At 51.6% G+C, this 14,611-nt stretch carries 16 protein-coding genes and 3 tRNA genes; 10 read left to right on the top strand and 9 right to left on the bottom strand.

What is annotated here, in order from left to right; all coding sequences use genetic code 11:
• Nucleotides 1–4: 4 nt before the first annotated feature.
• Nucleotides 5–1,036, bottom strand: coding sequence for a zinc-binding dehydrogenase (locus PRZ02_RS00095; RefSeq protein WP_449463830.1), 1,032 nt, complete (start codon nt 1,034–1,036; stop codon nt 5–7).
• Between the two features lie 138 nt (nt 1,037–1,174).
• Here PRZ02_RS00095 and PRZ02_RS00090 point away from each other — a divergent pair.
• The 5 genes from PRZ02_RS00090 to PRZ02_RS00070 all read left to right on the top strand — a co-directional run bounded on the left by PRZ02_RS00090 (nt 1,175) and on the right by PRZ02_RS00070 (nt 2,866).
• Nucleotides 1,175–1,261 (top strand) — tRNA-Lys (locus PRZ02_RS00090).
• A 41-nt stretch (nt 1,262–1,302) separates the two neighbouring features.
• On the top strand, nt 1,303–1,704 hold the full coding sequence (locus tag PRZ02_RS00085; RefSeq protein WP_449463829.1) for a 30S ribosomal protein S8e: 402 nt from the start codon (nt 1,303–1,305) through the stop codon (nt 1,702–1,704).
• A gap of 10 nt (nt 1,705–1,714) precedes the next feature.
• Nucleotides 1,715–2,017, top strand: coding sequence for a signal recognition particle subunit SRP19/SEC65 family protein (locus PRZ02_RS00080; protein WP_449463828.1), 303 nt, complete (start codon nt 1,715–1,717; stop codon nt 2,015–2,017).
• Nucleotides 2,004–2,246, top strand: a complete 243-nt coding sequence (locus PRZ02_RS00075) for a Gar1/Naf1 family protein (RefSeq protein WP_449463827.1) — start codon at nt 2,004–2,006, stop codon at nt 2,244–2,246. The genes PRZ02_RS00080 and PRZ02_RS00075 overlap by 14 nt, the downstream gene beginning before the upstream one ends.
• Nucleotides 2,243–2,866 carry an SAM-dependent methyltransferase gene (locus PRZ02_RS00070; RefSeq protein ID WP_449463826.1) on the top strand — a complete coding sequence of 208 codons (624 nt, stop codon included), beginning with the start codon at nt 2,243–2,245 and terminating at the stop codon, nt 2,864–2,866. The genes PRZ02_RS00075 and PRZ02_RS00070 overlap by 4 nt, the downstream gene beginning before the upstream one ends.
• On the opposite strand, the gene PRZ02_RS00065 is transcribed toward PRZ02_RS00070, so the two are convergent.
• From PRZ02_RS00065 to PRZ02_RS00045, 5 genes are all read right to left on the bottom strand, one after another.
• The gene (locus PRZ02_RS00065; RefSeq protein WP_449463825.1) at nt 2,785–3,948 is read right to left on the bottom strand and encodes a hypothetical protein; all 1,164 of its coding nucleotides are present in this window, start codon (nt 3,946–3,948) and stop codon (nt 2,785–2,787) included. The genes PRZ02_RS00070 and PRZ02_RS00065 overlap by 82 nt on opposite strands.
• Nucleotides 3,918–4,517 (bottom strand): ribonuclease HII, encoded by a 600-nt coding sequence (rnhB, locus tag PRZ02_RS00060; protein WP_449463824.1) that lies wholly within the window; start codon nt 4,515–4,517, stop codon nt 3,918–3,920. The genes PRZ02_RS00065 and rnhB overlap by 31 nt, the downstream gene beginning before the upstream one ends.
• Nucleotides 4,514–5,191, bottom strand: a complete 678-nt coding sequence (locus PRZ02_RS00055) for a fibrillarin-like rRNA/tRNA 2'-O-methyltransferase (RefSeq protein ID WP_449463823.1) — start codon at nt 5,189–5,191, stop codon at nt 4,514–4,516. The genes rnhB and PRZ02_RS00055 overlap by 4 nt, the downstream gene beginning before the upstream one ends.
• Before the next feature lie 45 nt (nt 5,192–5,236).
• Complete coding sequence (locus PRZ02_RS00050) at nt 5,237–6,400, bottom strand: NOP5/NOP56 family protein (protein ID WP_449463822.1); 1,164 nt, start codon at nt 6,398–6,400, stop codon at nt 5,237–5,239.
• A gap of 141 nt (nt 6,401–6,541) precedes the next feature.
• Nucleotides 6,542–6,616 (bottom strand) — tRNA-Thr (locus tag PRZ02_RS00045).
• A gap of 35 nt (nt 6,617–6,651) precedes the next feature.
• Here PRZ02_RS00045 and PRZ02_RS00040 point away from each other — a divergent pair.
• Together PRZ02_RS00040 and PRZ02_RS00035 are read left to right on the top strand one after the other, a co-directional pair.
• Entirely contained in the window at nt 6,652–7,620 is a 969-nt protein-coding gene (locus tag PRZ02_RS00040; protein ID WP_449463821.1) for a thiamine-phosphate kinase, read from the top strand.
• 107 nt (nt 7,621–7,727) lie between these two features.
• Nucleotides 7,728–8,054: a 4Fe-4S dicluster domain-containing protein gene (locus tag PRZ02_RS00035; protein ID WP_449463820.1), complete on the top strand. Its 327-nt coding sequence runs from the start codon at nt 7,728–7,730 to the stop codon at nt 8,052–8,054.
• 72 nt (nt 8,055–8,126) lie between these two features.
• Here the strand turns inward: PRZ02_RS00035 and PRZ02_RS00030 are convergent, their stop codons facing one another.
• Nucleotides 8,127–9,275, bottom strand: a complete 1,149-nt coding sequence (locus PRZ02_RS00030) for a divalent metal cation transporter (protein WP_449463819.1) — start codon at nt 9,273–9,275, stop codon at nt 8,127–8,129.
• Nucleotides 9,272–9,754, bottom strand: a complete 483-nt coding sequence (locus tag PRZ02_RS00025) for a hypothetical protein (RefSeq protein ID WP_449463818.1) — start codon at nt 9,752–9,754, stop codon at nt 9,272–9,274. Before PRZ02_RS00025 ends, PRZ02_RS00030 begins: the two co-directional genes overlap by 4 nt.
• A 246-nt stretch (nt 9,755–10,000) precedes the next feature.
• On the opposite strand from PRZ02_RS00025, the gene PRZ02_RS00020 reads away from it, so the two are divergent.
• On the top strand, nt 10,001–11,095 hold the full coding sequence (locus PRZ02_RS00020) for a deoxyhypusine synthase family protein (protein ID WP_449463817.1): 1,095 nt from the start codon (nt 10,001–10,003) through the stop codon (nt 11,093–11,095).
• Nucleotides 11,096–11,250: 155 nt separating this feature from the next.
• Here the strand turns inward: PRZ02_RS00020 and PRZ02_RS00015 are convergent, their stop codons facing one another.
• On the bottom strand, nt 11,251–12,942 hold the full coding sequence (locus PRZ02_RS00015) for a chloride channel protein (RefSeq protein WP_449463816.1): 1,692 nt from the start codon (nt 12,940–12,942) through the stop codon (nt 11,251–11,253).
• A 307-nt stretch (nt 12,943–13,249) separates the two neighbouring features.
• Between PRZ02_RS00015 and PRZ02_RS00010 the strand changes: the two genes are divergently transcribed.
• Together PRZ02_RS00010 and PRZ02_RS00005 are read left to right on the top strand one after the other, a co-directional pair.
• Nucleotides 13,250–14,371 (top strand): hypothetical protein, encoded by a 1,122-nt coding sequence (locus PRZ02_RS00010; protein ID WP_449463815.1) that lies wholly within the window; start codon nt 13,250–13,252, stop codon nt 14,369–14,371.
• Between the two features lie 45 nt (nt 14,372–14,416).
• Nucleotides 14,417–14,517: transfer RNA gene (locus PRZ02_RS00005), tRNA-Leu, on the top strand.
• Nucleotides 14,518–14,611: the final 94 nt, after the last annotated feature.

Raw genomic sequence — 14,611 nt, 5'->3', positions numbered from 1 at the left:
TTGGTCACTGGGTTATGCTGATAATGACCTTCCCAATTACCTTCCCGTCTTCCATGTCCTTATGAGCTTGTGATACTTTACTCAAAGGCACTACGCTGCTTATGATGGGCTTTAGCCTATCAGCTCTTGCTAGCTTGAGGACCTTTAGAAGCTCAGCCTTTGTCCCTCCGTAAGCGCCCATAAGTGTTATCTGCCTCGTATAAAGGTCCCTCACGTCCAATGGAACATCCTTTCCAGTGGTCGCCCCTGGAGTCACAAGACGGCCAGTTGGAGAAAGGCACCTGATGCTTTGAGCCCACGTAGCGGCTCCCACGTTCTCGAACACGACATCGACGCCCTGCCCGTTGGTTATTTCCATGACCGACCGCACAACATCGCTTGACCTGTAATCTATGACGTGGTCCGCGCCGAGACCTTCCACGAACCTCAACTTCTCCTCTCCTCCAGCGGTAGCTATCACGGTTGCACCAAGCAACTTTGCTATCTGGACAGCTGCGCTTCCAAGCCCCCCGCTAGCTCCCCACACCAAAACGACGTCGGAGGGCCCGACTCTAGCGAGCGTTACCAATGAGTGCCAGGCCGTCATAAATGTGACAGGAATTGCTGCCGCCACTTTTTCGTCCAGGCCATCTAGCGCAATCGCATTATAAGCTGGAATCGTAATGTACTCCGCGTAAGTTCCTTCTGCCTGATTTCCAAGTAGTTTCCTGTTCACGCATTGATCCTCTCTGCCCGTAATGCAGAAACGACAAGAACGATCAACTATAAGCGGATAAAGGACGACGCCATCACCCTCTTTTACGCCTTTGACCCCAGGTCCTAACGCCTCGATCGTGCCCGCACCGTCCGCGCCTAGCACGTGGGGAAATGGCGTCTTATATCCTCCTATGCCTCTTCTTACCCAGATGTCGACGTGGTTCAGCGAAGCGTAGCTCAACCTCACGAGAACTTCACCGTACTCTGGCCTTGGCTTTTCAAGATCCCCATATCTTATGACCTCGGGCCCTCCGTTTTCAGTTATAAATGCAGCCTTCATCTTCGCTTACTATTCCATACGATGCAGAGTTAAGCGCTTTGCGCTCCATCTTTGGCACCCTGCACCCAAGGACGCATTACCCTCTTACCCTGCGCGTTCACCGAAAATAAACTTAATTATCACTTAGTAGTTTCTCTCGGGCTCGTAGCTCAGCATGGAAGAGCGCCGGACTTTTAACGATCGGAAGAGATCCGTTGGCCGCGGGTTCAAATCCCGCCGAGCCCGCTTTTCAAAAAACCTATTTACCACTGCCATGTATTACTGAATTGAGCTATTACCAAGGGCCGGACAGAAGAAAGCCAAGTGGAGGACTTAAGGGAAGGCAGAGGAAGAAGAGAGCATACGAACTCAAGAGGCCTTTCCACCCATGCGTTGCCCTCGCAGAAAAAGAGCTCTTCGTGGTTGAAAGGGTAAGAGGTGGAAACAAAAAAGTCAGGGCAAAGAACGTCACATTTGTGAACGTGTACGATCCAACTACGAAATCGGTTAAGAAAGAAAAGATAATTGCCGTAGAAAGAACTCCATCTCACGCCGAGTACGCCAGGTCCAACATAATAACCAAAGGCAGTTACGTAAAGACCGAAAACGGTCTGGTTCTTATAACCTCGAGGGTCGGACAACATGGCGTGGTAAACGGAAGGGTCGTAGAGCAGGCAAAAGCAGCTTGAAGGTGTCTTCTTGAAAGAGATAAGGATTTGGACCGCTTATTTCGACGCCTCTAAGACGAGGCGGTACGGCAGAAGGATAAGATCAGATCTTGCCGTAAGGAGGCCCACGCAACAAGATCTCCTAGAAGCGGCCAAGAGGCTAGGTCTTTCGGCCACTGCCGAAGAGGCCCGCTATCCGAGGGACTCATGGGAAACGGGAAGGGTTAAGATCTCGTGGGAAGGCAAGAAGCAAACCCTCATAAAGAGAATCGGGCAGGAGCTCAGAAAGATAAAGCAAGAACCAGCAAAGGTGAGTGAACGTGAAAAAAGCTAGGGTTGTACACGTAACGCCATCAAACCTCATCGTCGCAACGACGTCAGGCGATGTAAGAGGAGAACTTATAGCCGCGGATTCCAAGGGTAACCTCATAGGAGAGGTGGTTGACGTTTTCGGGCCTGTTTCAGCTCCTTACCTTCTTATCAAGCCTCAAAAGGCAGTTGTTGAAGAGGGAACCCAACTCTTCCTCTACAGAAAGGCCAGAGATAAAAGGGAGAGAAAGTGAGCTGGAAACGGGGATCCCAAGATAGGTATTATAAGGTCGCGCGCAGAGAGGGATATAGGTCGAGATCGGCCCTCAAGCTTGAGGAGATCCTTAGAACGAAGAGGCCCAGAAACGGGGATGCTGTGCTTGACCTTGGCTGTTCCCCAGGCGGATGGTCTCAGATCCTCTCAAACCTAGTGGGGCCTAAAGGATCCGTAACCGGCGTGGACGTGGTAGATCCCCACATAACGCTTCCCAACTTCCGCTTCATCCAGATGGACATGAGAGACCAGGTACCTTCCGTGGGGCCCTTTTCATGGATTTTCTGCGATGCGGCCCCAAAGTTCATGGGCGTGAGGGACGTTGACATGGCTAGGGCACAGGAACTATGGTACGCGTGCCTGAATTGGTGTGACAAAACCCTAAGGCAGGGAGGGGCCCTCGTCATGAAGGTCTTTCAGTCAAGGGAACTTGACGAGATAAGACCCGAAATAGCTCGGCGCTTTTCGAGCATAAAGTTCGTAAAGCCCAAGGCTTCAAGAAGGGAAAGCTCAGAGATCTACCTGCTCTGCGATGGGTTCAGGAGCCCTTTAAGCAACGACACCGGGTCTTCGTCACCGGCATCAAATCTAACTCCTTGACCGTCGAAGTGAGTGGCGCTAGCAGAAAGCCCTGCTTCCGTTAGCCTGCCCACCACCGACTCCGTAGAGGGACTTCTTCCCCTGAGAAGCGTCGGCAACGTGTAGTAAAAGGGCGCATGGCCCAATTCATCCCTAAGCAGATGTATGAGCTTGATTGCCCTCTGAGGGTTTTGATACATGCGCTCTCTCGCCTTCAATGCGTCAGCAACCCTTCTCACGAAATCCGGAGATGAGAGCTCGCCAAGCCAAAGGGGACCGGCAACCTCAGGAAGGCCATTCCCTTCCTTGAAGCGCCCCAAAAGCTCCATGAGATCATTCCCCCACTTCCTCACCTTGCTCTTGAAGAGGTAACCCACGTATCCCAGCGCAAGAGAAGGGTCAGCCGTGCGATTCATGCTTACCCTCACGAATACCCTCACGTAATGATCCGCATAAAACGAAAGAAGGGGGTCGATGAAAAGACCCTGCACCCTTGCCCTCCTGAACGCGTACGATATGAGCACCCTGACCGCTATCTCATGGCAAAACTCCGACCTGAACGTCAAGGAACCGTACTTTTCAAGTGCGGCTTGCGGATACCTTCCGCAAAGGGTTGCTAGATCCGTGGCAGTAAATCCCAGCATGCCTCCTACCTTCACCGCGGACAGCGCCGCATCGATATAAGGAGCTGGGGAACCGAAGGGATCGAGGTCCACGAGATCGTAGCGATGGTTGGGAGAACTGTTGACCGCGAGGAAAACCCGAGCGTCGGAGGACTGAACCATTACGTTTTCGCTCACCCCATTCTCACGGGCCGATTTCAAAAAAAGAGATAACGATGAAGGAGAAAGGTCGTTGGCATCAACCTTTGCGCCGATCAAAGCGTACCTTATGGCCCTCGCTCCCACGCCAGTCATTACGTCGGCAACTCTAGGCTCATGAAGCAAGGAGACCACGGCCAAGGATATGTCGCGGTTCAAAGAGGCAACAGGGTTGTAAAATGGTATAGAGCTTCTCTTGACCTCGTGGACGTCGGGGACGAGGAGCCTCGCCTCTCCCTCGCTCACCCACTTTACCGGAAAGCCCGCGTGTTGAGCTTCCAACTCTTCCTCACGAAGCTAGGGTTCATACCGACTCTCAATAAAAACTCAATGGTTTTGCGATCTGAAGGATATCCTGAACCCGCGAACAGGACACCGCTAACCGCGTTGTCCCTTATAACCTTGGCTATTATAGAGGCAGCCGAAACAAAGGGGCACGAAGAATCCGCATCATGGGTTGCCCGCACAGGTATTCCGCCTGCGTACTCCGAAACCTTGCGCGCGAACCTAATCTCAGAGCCCAGCGCGTCCACAACAGCTTCGCTCGGCTTAAGCGTTCTTATGAGCTCAGCCATCAACAACGCCTCGAGCTCGTTCAGGCTTCCTCCGCTTGCCTTCACATTGGAGTCTATAACACCGGGCGGCACAACAAACGCCTCCACGGGCATAGTGAATACGATCTTACTGGCAAGCTCTTCCCTTTTTTTGGGACTCAGCTTTTTTGAGTCCTTAACCCCAATTTTTTCGAGCTCCTCACGAACGCCCTCATCACCCGCAACCGCTGCTATCACCATGGGCCCTATGACTGGCCCCCTACCGGCCTCGTCTACACCCGCAATGACCTCGCTCATGTTCCCTTCCACTCGGCATATATCATCATGTGATCTTTTTCGAATGGCTCCAGCTCCCTTTGATCGATTATTTCAAAACCTCCTTTCTTCAAGACGTCCCTTTCTTTTGCGAACACCCTCCTCGGGTCCGCTACGACGTCAATACTTCTCGCCTTTATGGCGATCATACCCTTTCCGCCCTCTTTGAGGAAGTACCTTGCGTTGTTAACAAATAGCTCGGCCTGATTTGGCTGCGCAACGTCACAATAAAGGTAATCAACCTGAAGGACCCTGCCCATGTAGCTCTCAGGACGTCTCGCATCCGCTAATATTGGGACTATGTTCTTCTTTCTGGAAGCGACGCCCAAAAGTTCGCTCATAGCCACACGCGAGATCTCTATGGCGTATATTATACCAGATAAGCCAACTACGTCTGACACATGGCTTACCGTAGTCCCCTGTGCGGCGCCGAGGTAAAGCACACTGCTTCCAGGCCTTATGAAGTCGCCCCTAAACCCCTTAACTATAAAAGCCGCGAGCTTACTGCGATACGGGATCCATATCCTATACTCATCGCCGTTTACCCTGACCAAGGGTTCACCGTAAACGCTGTAACCCCTAACTAAGTTCCTCGTGGCAAGCTCTTTTCTGGTCCTTCCTCCTTCCTCCAATGAAACAAAGTACATCCCTGGCATTTCAGGAATCTCGGTCGCAGAAAGACCTCTTAACTCTATCCTAGGTCACTTTCGGCGCTTTCTCCCCTTATCATGCTTCCTTCCAAACGGCCTACCTTCCTTTCTTGGGCGAGGGGGAGAAGACAGTATCTGCTTCACCTTAGCTTCAAGGTCTGCCTTTATAGCCGGGTCAATCCGTCCTTCTCCGAAAACGTCAATCCTTGCCGCGATGGCTATCTTACTAGCTACTGCCCTTGCAAGCCTTCCCCTGAGCCACTTGGGGGCTGAATGAACCGCCGGGTATTGAAATATGACGCCGTGCTTTGGCGGCCTCGCGCCCGTCTTCATGGCGCGGAAAAGCGCCTTCTCGGCGCCTAACACCTGAATGGTGCTGGATGGCATCCTCGCAAGCCTATCCAACCCTCCTGCTAAAGAGATTAGCCTAGCACCGAGAGCGGCGCCAACGAGCTCTGTCAGGTTGGGGGCTGCCTCCTTCATGGCCCTTTCAACGTAATCGTCTAGCTCTTCCCTTACATCGTACAGCTGAAGGAGGCCCTGCGCTAGCTCGCGCAGGGGCTTCCATGCTTCTTCATCCCACTGTGCTCCCATCGATGAATCCGCAGCCTTGATTATGGATTTGGCTGATTTTATACCAGAAAGCGATTGCTCATCTAGATATGGCCTAATGCCAGCTAGAACGACCTTTAGGTAAGCCCTCTGGTCAGGGACTATGGAGTTAAGCTCAGGAAAGTGAACTCCGTACCACTCTCTAGCGCGGGTGGACAGAACGTTAAGGGTCTCATCTAGGTCATCAATTGCTCTTATGCCCTCGGCCGCCAGAAGGTCCTTTCTCGAAGATTCCTGCTTTATGACGCTTCTGCTCTGCTTTGCGGAAAACGAGGTTAAAGCTTCTCTGTACTTATCTACCGGAAGGCCAAGCGCCGTCGAGACGACCTGTTCGGAAAGCACGTTGCGAAATTCCTCTGGCGCCGCTATTCTAGCCTTGTAACCCTTGAGCGCCCCTAAAACGTCTTCTGAAAACACAACCAGCTCTTCTCCTGCGGGCACCGCCGACAAGGCCTGACTAAGGAGCTCAGGGATCTCACCGTGCGAGAGGGAGCCAAATACCGCATCGGCCTCGTCCTCGGTTAACGGCCTTGCGTACCTCTTTTCCATATCGTCCCCAAAGACCAGTATACCCGCAGGGGTGACCACCAAATAAGAGGGCATACATTAACCCTAGCCCTCTCTTAAAAGCTTTAGAAAGAGCTTTTTCGCGTGCTCAATACCATGGGAGTTGCTCGCGCCCGCCGGACCATAAAATCAGAGGCCTCGGTCAATAAATGTTAATAATAACAGGAAGCCTCGTAAAGCCTCGAGCGGGCTTCGAACCCGCGACCCCCTGCTTACGAGGCAGGTGCTCTGACCGGGCTGAGCTATCGAGGCAAATTCATAATAAGGGTGCGCTTAAAGATTACGACTTGAAAATCGGAGAGGTAGGGGAGAGAAAGCTCATCGAAAACTTCATGAAGTTCATTGACATGCCCAGTGGCGTCTTTCCCCCCTTCGATGATACCGTGGCCTTTAAGATCGGAAACGAGTTGCTCTCGTTCAAAATAGATACCTTCGTATTCAGCACAGATAGGCCACAAGGCCTTGAGCCCTATGATGTGGGATGGAAAGCGATCACGGCGGTAGCTTCTGACATGGCGGCCAAGGCCGCTTCCCCTTACCTTTTCCAGTGCTCCCTCTCACTGCCGCCGGATACAGATGAGGATGACGCGATGCAAATAGAGAGAGGACTTAGCGAGGCCGCCAGGGCTTACGGCGGAGCCCTTGTAGGGGGAGACACGGGAGAGGCCAAAGACGGCGTCATAGCGGTAACGGGAATTGGAGTTCACGTTAGCGGTACCTTCATACCCCGGAAAAACAGGCTCACCTCAGGAGACCTCGTGGCCATTACGGGATCTTTCGGATACGTTGCCCTTGGCCTTACCGCCATGATGGGAAAGACCAAGCTCAACGGACCAATCGTCTCAAAGTCAATTCAGGCCTTCAAGCACCCCGTGGCTAGGCTTAAGAGCGGACTCGCGCTTGTGGGGCTTGGTGCGAAGGTCTCCATGGACAGCAGCGATGGCCTTGCGCTCACCCTTCACGAGCTGGCTTCTCTGAACTCTGTAGATGTGGAAATCAATAAGATTCCAACCGACGAGTCCCTTATAGCCTTCTTCAAGGACAATAGAATCGACCCACTGCCTTTCGTGTTTTACGGCGGAGAGGAATACGAGCTTGCGGCCATATTTCCCGAGCGCGTTTCCGGAGAAGCCCTAAGAGAGCTCGGCTTCACCGTAATAGGAAGGGTGAAGAAGCCTGGATCTGGAAAGATAACGTATGATGGAAGGGAGCTTAAAGGAGAAGGCTATGAGCACTTTAAGTCAGAAGATCCCTAGCGCTCGCGCAAAAAAGCGCTTATCCCAAAGCGCCGCTGGAAGACCATAAGAAAATTAATCACCTCAATTCATCACAACGCTTAAAGCCCTCGATCTCCACGTTCTCGGTGAAATTGCCACCAGACGTAGTATATGATTACTCTAAGTGCATCGGAAATGGCCAGTGCGTTCAAGTTTGCCCCGTTCAAATACTCGAACTCACCGCGGACAAGAGGTGGTGCAAGGCCATTGATGGATATGTGGACAACAAGGAAGCAGTCGAGGCGTTCCACTCGCAAGTAGAGGGAAAGAAAGATGCTGTCCCCATAAAAATACATAATGCCATGTCCGCCTGCCTGGGATGTGCTGCTTGCGTGGCGGCATGCCCAGAGGGAGCGATAAACATAATTCCCGAGTTTGCAGAGGGACAGACCGCGGTGGAAAAAATCCAGTAAGCTTTTCCCCGCCATTCCTTATATTGTGATTTTTTGCCCACGTGAGTTTTATATCCAGCGCTTTTTGGCTTCTTAAATCACGATTAAGCCAAGTACTACGATGCTCACTATGATCGCAGCGTAAAGCGGCCCAAATACCTTAACCGTTAGGGCCGTTTTTTCTCTTTTAACTATAAGATAGCTCATAAGGATAAGCGGCAAAACGAGCCCCACGGACGATATGAGGCCAGACGTGTATGCCGCCTCCTCGAATGCCAAAGAATGCCAATTCACCATAAAACCGAGCAGGAAAGTTCCTCCGAAGACCAAGCCCAGCGTACCTGGTAAGAACTCATCCTTAGAGGACAAGGGCCTCCCCGTTAAAAAGGAAAGGGAGGAAAGCCAAGGCTTGAGGGCAACCGCAAAGGAAGTCATGCAGGAAGAAAAGAGCGCTATGGGAAATGCCACATATGCTAGGCGGCCCATCACTGGCACGAGCGAGGAAGCTATCCCAGTCAAATCGGTGGGCGAGCTGCCGTGGAAGGACACAGCGAAGGTCACTGCTAGCGATAGGGAAATAATCAATCCTATGACGTCGCCCGCGCCAATCCCGAGGAAGCTGCTCCTTTCCTCGTAGCCGCTCTCCTCAGCAAAGAAAAGGGCGTCGGGCGCAACCGTTGCCCCTATTAACGCGGCCACGTCCCCTCCGTCAAACTTGGCTCCAAATCCCAAGATTCCGCCGGCCACCGTCCGCGCCGCCGAACCATGCAATACGTAAAGCACCGCGGCAGCGGGAAACGCGAGCATGGGAAGCGAACCAGCCAATATGACCGCGGTCCAACGCTTTCCCGTGACGCTTGGCGCCAAGAAAAGTATAGCCATCGAAACCGGTATAAAAAGCGGCCACCTTGCTTGAAAAAGCATCGAAATGGCGAGAGAGGCAGCCGTAACCTCAACCACCATCGCGGAAACGTTGCTGGCCATAAGCGATAAAGCAGAGATAGCCGCGGGAACGTCACCAAACCGCCTCCTTATCACCTCGAGAAAGGTCACGTGATCCTCGCTTCCAATGACGGAAGCAGCGTACTCTATGAAAGGCCAAAGGATGAATGGCAGCAACACCGCCCAAAGGAGCGACGTGCCATTAGCTCCGAATATGTAGGCGTATGTTCCTATCATGGATGCCTCAACCGATGAAAGGCCTTCAATAAGGCCCGGTGCCGCTTCCCTCAACCGGCTCAAGAATGATCCCTCGTGGCCTTAGCCCTGATTATAAAGCTTGGGCTTCCATCATCCATTGTGGCGATCACGCCTCCTTCCAAAACAGTGCTAAGCTGAGAGCTCTCGGACCCTACGCCGTGCTCCAGTGTGACGCCCTCCGGTAGGTCATCCGCCTGAGGGATGCTGGCGCTCATGGTCACGTAATTGCCCTGCGTTGACACCGTAAACATGGCCACACCTTCCCCCTTCGCTTCCTTTTCTCCCCTGATCTCCTTTTTCAGCTCTCCAAGCTCTTCGATTATGCTGTCTTTGGAAAGCTGGACGACCTTTCCCTGAGCTGGCTCGACGCTTTCCGCATCATCGATCCTGGACACGGATATCTTGCTCTTTTTGTGGACTTCCATGAAATAGATTATTATGGGCACAACACCAGCAGCCACATATAGACCGGATATGACATAAGGCGACAAGCCAGCCAAGATCAGGAATTCTGTAGCCATTTCAAGTCTAAGCCGCTAAGGGGGATTATTTGATATCCCCGAAAATAAATCGGGCTCCCAAGGCCTGCACTCAACCGTAAATCCCTGCATTGGAAGCCGGGGATTTTCCAGAAAAAAATCAGTCAAAAGTGATAATGAAGCGACACCAGCATCAATTCCCTCGTAAGGATGGCTTGGCTTTATGCACCTCATAAATAGGGGCGATAAACTTTTTTCAGTCGCTTATAGTAGGCCCTAGCGTAAAAAATGGTAGAGATAAAAGAGGTAGCCAACTTAACGCCTGAGGAAAGGGAACTGAAAAAAGAACTGCTTTCTAAGCCCGTTGAGGCCATAGACCCGAGGTCAATCGAGACCGTGTCGGATCTGCTTCACGCTTATCAAAATATGTCGGTTCAAGCGAGAAACTTGGGAAGATGCCTCGAAGTATATGAAAACATGTTATCGGACAAAAGAAGGCCGGTGATTTTTCTAGGCCTTGCTGGCCCGCTCATAGCAGGAGGATTAAGGGAAACCATAAGGACCATGGTCGATCTTGGTCTCGTTGACGTTATAGTTTCCACGGGCGCGATAATGTACCAGGACATTTACCAGGCAAGAGGCTACAAGCACTACATTGGAAGCCCTAACAGCGACGATGCCAAACTTAGGGACCTTTACATAGACAGGATATACGATACTTTCGTAGACGAGGAAAAGTTCATAGAAACCGACACGTGGATCGGAGAGTTTGCTTCGTCCTTAGAACCAAGGGGATACTCGAGCAGGGAGTTCATGGAACTGCTTGGAAAGCAGCTAAAAGATGAAAAATCCATAGTGGCCACAGCCGCAAGGAGAGGAGTCCCGATATTCATACCGGCCATAAATGATAGCTCCATAGGAATTGGCCTTACCTCGCACTACAGATGGGCAAAGCTCAACAACAAACCCAGGATGTACATAGACTCCATTAGGGATAACTACGAGCTGACACAGATAGTTGTCAAATACAAAAATACGGCCGCCATATACATAGCTGGTGGGGTTCCCAAGAACTTCATAAACGATTCCGTGGTGATGGGATATGTCTTCAACGTAGATACGGGTGGTCATCTTTACGCCTTTCAGCTTACCACGGATGCCCCTCACTGGGGTGGTCTGAGCGGTAGCACATTAGAAGAGGCTACCAGTTGGGGAAAGATAGCTAAAAAAGCAACCAGGGCCACGGCTTACGTCGATCCCATGGTCTCATTGCCGTTAATAATAACTGCCGTCGTCCAGGATGGTTACGGCAACAAGAGGCCAAGACTGAAACTGACATGGAAGGGAGACGAGCTGGCTGCCATCGAAAAAGAGGGCTTATAGATGTCCGTATCTCATTTCAGATGAGACTTTTTAGCTAAACCATTCAAAAGGTCAAGCGCCTCCTAGCACCTTTGCATTGAACTACGCTAGCCCTGAAGACGCAAGCTAAGACCACAATATCTCTCGATGGAAGGTGGCATTATCGAAAGAACCACCTATATGGGGTTGCTCCCATGCTCTTCGCCCATGGCGTAAAGGGCCTTAGAATAATGCCTTATCAAGTCAGCTGTCCTTATCACTCCCTTGAGTTTCCTGTCCCTGTCAACGACGAAAACTATGCCCTTACCAGAGCTCAATATGCGATTAACTGCCACGCCGGCGGTTTCATCTTCAAAAAGCGGCCTATCTCTTATAATGAGTTCCGTCACATTGGTGACCTTGGAGGCCAAAAGCGTTTCGAGCTCAACCCTTCCCACATATTTTCCGGTTGGGTCTACCACGGGCAAGGCTGTATCTCCAGATAGCGAGAAGAGCGATATGGCGTGACTGAGGTCATCATCTGGGCTCAACCTAAACCTCGTAGGCCTCATAATCTCGCTCAGAGTTGCTTCAGTTTCCAGTTTCGCTTTATTGCTTATTCTCATCAATGCCACGTGCGTCCTGGCAGGCGAGAACTGCAGTTGGTTCTCATAAAGTCCCTTGTTTGAAGTTAGAAGATATGCCGTGGCGCCCGCCAAAAGCGCTGGAATTATGGCGTAAGGAGACATGGTCTCCGCGACGAAGGCGACCGCTGCAAGCAACGTTTTGTTGGTAGCTGCTACCATGGCCGCTGCGCCAGCGGCAACTAGGATCGGGCTAAATGGAAGCCCCAAGACCTTCAGCAGCCCGACAGAGGCGACCGCTCCTATGAAAATGGAGGGTATAAAAAGCCCACCGCTACCGCCTTCATTCAACGTGACCGACGTGGTAATTATCTTAGCAAGCACCAACATGAGAATGAACGCGACTCCATAGTTCCAAAGGCCGCCGGAAAGCAGCGAAGCCGATATGACACCGTAGCCAATGCCGAGGGATAAAGGCATAACGCATCCTATGGCTGCTAAAGTCAGCCCACCGACCACGACCGCCACGTAATCCCACTTTTTGCCACTTACGTTGATCCTCTCCATGTACTTGTATACGTAAATGAACGCAAGAGCTATCCCTCCAAGGAATAACCCCTCAAGTACCGAAAACCCCATTTCAAATGGCGAGGGAAAAGTTATACCCCGTATCTGAGCAAATATGGGTGTTTGCCCAACTATGGCTACGTATATGCCGTACGCCACAACTCCCATCGGTATGGCGGGAAGAAAGACGTTGTGCTCGATGTCCTGAGTATAGGGCACCTCTATCGCGAACAGTATGCCAGTCAGGGGAGCTTTCAGTACAGCCCCCAGTGCCGCCCCAGCGCCTGCTAAGAAAAGCACCCTCATCTCGTTTCCCTTTACCCCCAATAGCCTGGAAAGCCGATAAGCTATGGATCCTCCTATGGAAAGGCTTGGTCCTTCGAGCCCAGCGCTTCCTCCAAAGCCCATTGTTATAGCTGAAGATATGGGAGATGCCAAAGATTCTTTTGCATCTCCAGCCCCATCTTCAAAGTGAAATCTCCTAAGTACTACGTGGGTGCTAGAGCCAGGCAGGGAATTTCCCACAAATCTCATGATCAGGTAGGAAAGCAGAAAGCCCAGTGGCAAAACGACAAATATGAACGGAAAGCGAAGGTAAGGTGATATAGATCTCCATATCAAGTCATAAAAGGTGATGAAGGCAGCCTCAACAACCCCTATGACACTACCCATGAATAACGGTATGAATATCCACTTATGCAGGGCGTTGCGGAGCCAGATTGAAGTCTCGTTCTTCAACCCTGCTCCCCTATTGGGAAGGCTATTAAGTGTATTCACCTGCCAAAAAGATCCCAAAAAAAGCGATCGTCGGGAGACAAGCGCGTCTCAGCACACGATCAGCTTGACAGTTGCAGTGCGGCTTGACGATATTTCATCCTCAAGATAGAGGGAAGTGAGAGGTGGGTGCCAAACCCATCTCACGATCCTCAAGGCAACCTTAACGCATAAATCAAAAAGCCTTCGCATCATAATCCCGTCAAGGTTAAAGCCGCACGCACGTTATCTTTTGCGCTGGCGCTTGAGCGCACCGTTCAAGGCGGTGGTCATGGGAAAAGGAGAAAACACAAACCTGTTCAGAGAGGTCATGTATTTCAACGGGCTTTCCAAGGAGGACCAGCTTCGCGTGATCGATGCTCTGGAAGGCGACCCTCATACGCTTAACGCGCTAGTAAACATAGGCTGGGCTCCAGAAAGCTTCTCAAACCTCGACTCAGAGGTCCAGAAACGGCTGCTCGTACTGGCCAAGGACAACGAAAAATTGGCGCGCAGGTTGAACCTTGGGGCTGCTTTCGCCAGGGCAGGTCCCGATGTAAAAGCCCTCATGATCGATTGCCTCAATAACGATGAGTTAAGGGCTGCCTTTGCCTTCCAGCTAGGGCTCAACTCCGCCGATCTAACTGATGATGCATTTGATGACGCGAGCCAGCTAATACTCTCAAATGAGCGCATGACGCTGATGTTTGCCTATGGCGCAGGAGCTGCCTCACTTACCCTTCAGGAGAGCGTGCTGCAAAAACTCATATCGCTTGCCGAATCAAACCATGTCTTCGCGCGCAATTATGGGCGCTCGTTTGTTCAATCTATAAGGAATTCGAATAGCTTGGACTCCCCCGCAAAACTGAGCTCCGTAGAACTTATTCTGAAGAACGCAAAAGGAGAACTTGCAGATGCGATCTGCGATGAAATTTCAAAAGACCCAACAGCGCTCCCGGCTATTGCCGCGCAGTTATCAGGAAACGATGAGCTTGTCTCAAAGCTCGCACTTCAGCTATCCAAGAATATCAAGAATTATCGCGGCTCAAAACAAGAAGCTCTCATTCAATCCCTTATAACTAACTCCTCCTTGGCGTTGGCCTTCTGCTCGTCCGCATACGGCTTAGGCCTCAACCTAATCCGCGAACTCAAGGACGATAAGCTAGAGTCGCTTCTACGGAGCTCGCCGGCCTTTGCTGCATGCTTAGGAGCCCACACGGGAAAAGAGCTTAACGGTCTCAATCGTAAAGAAAGACGCAAGATAATCGAGATGGCCAAGAGATCTCCGGCCCTTGCCTCGGGACTTGCAGATGGCATAAAGGAGTGCAAAGAAGTCCTAAGCAATGATGCAAAGGCCGATATCGACGAGCTAGCGGCTCGCTCCGAGGATTTCAGAAGGCGCCTCACTTCATGAAGAAAGGTTACCGAAAAACCTAATATCGCTCGTTGTGAAGATAATGCGGGAGTGCCCGAGCATGGTCAAAGGGGCCGGACTGAGGTCGCTAGGGCGTCAGACCTCCGGCGCCGTTGGCTGCGTGGGTTCAAACCCCACCTCCCGCATAAAAATCCTCAACAGGACCTTGTAAAAAATCACTTGGCTTCTTTGTCGGCCTCGGCGGCTCCCAGCGTTGGGGCCTCCGGGAACCTCTCCTTT

The sequence above is a fragment of the Tardisphaera saccharovorans genome, from assembly GCF_046635845.1.
GTDB lineage: Archaea > Thermoproteota > Thermoprotei_A > Marsarchaeales > UBA168 > UBA168.
Note: the sequence above shows the minus strand (reverse complement) of the source record. Positions and strands in the feature narration are given on the sequence as shown.

What these genes read in the sequence shown, in the direction of transcription:
- PRZ02_RS00095 (WP_449463830.1), bottom strand. Translation starts at nt 1,036, where the DNA reads ATGAAGGCTGCATTTATAACTGAAAACGGAGGGCCCGAGGTCATAAGA.
- rnhB (WP_449463824.1), bottom strand. Translation starts at nt 4,517, where the DNA reads ATGAGCGAGGTCATTGCGGGTGTAGACGAGGCCGGTAGGGGGCCAGTC.
- PRZ02_RS00055 (WP_449463823.1), bottom strand. Translation starts at nt 5,191, where the DNA reads ATGCCAGGGATGTACTTTGTTTCATTGGAGGAAGGAGGAAGGACCAGA.
- PRZ02_RS00050 (WP_449463822.1), bottom strand. Translation starts at nt 6,400, where the DNA reads ATGCCCTCTTATTTGGTGGTCACCCCTGCGGGTATACTGGTCTTTGGG.
- PRZ02_RS00025 (WP_449463818.1), bottom strand. Translation starts at nt 9,754, where the DNA reads ATGGCTACAGAATTCCTGATCTTGGCTGGCTTGTCGCCTTATGTCATA.
- PRZ02_RS00020 (WP_449463817.1), top strand. Translation starts at nt 10,001, where the DNA reads ATGGTAGAGATAAAAGAGGTAGCCAACTTAACGCCTGAGGAAAGGGAA.
- PRZ02_RS00010 (WP_449463815.1), top strand. Translation starts at nt 13,250, where the DNA reads ATGGGAAAAGGAGAAAACACAAACCTGTTCAGAGAGGTCATGTATTTC.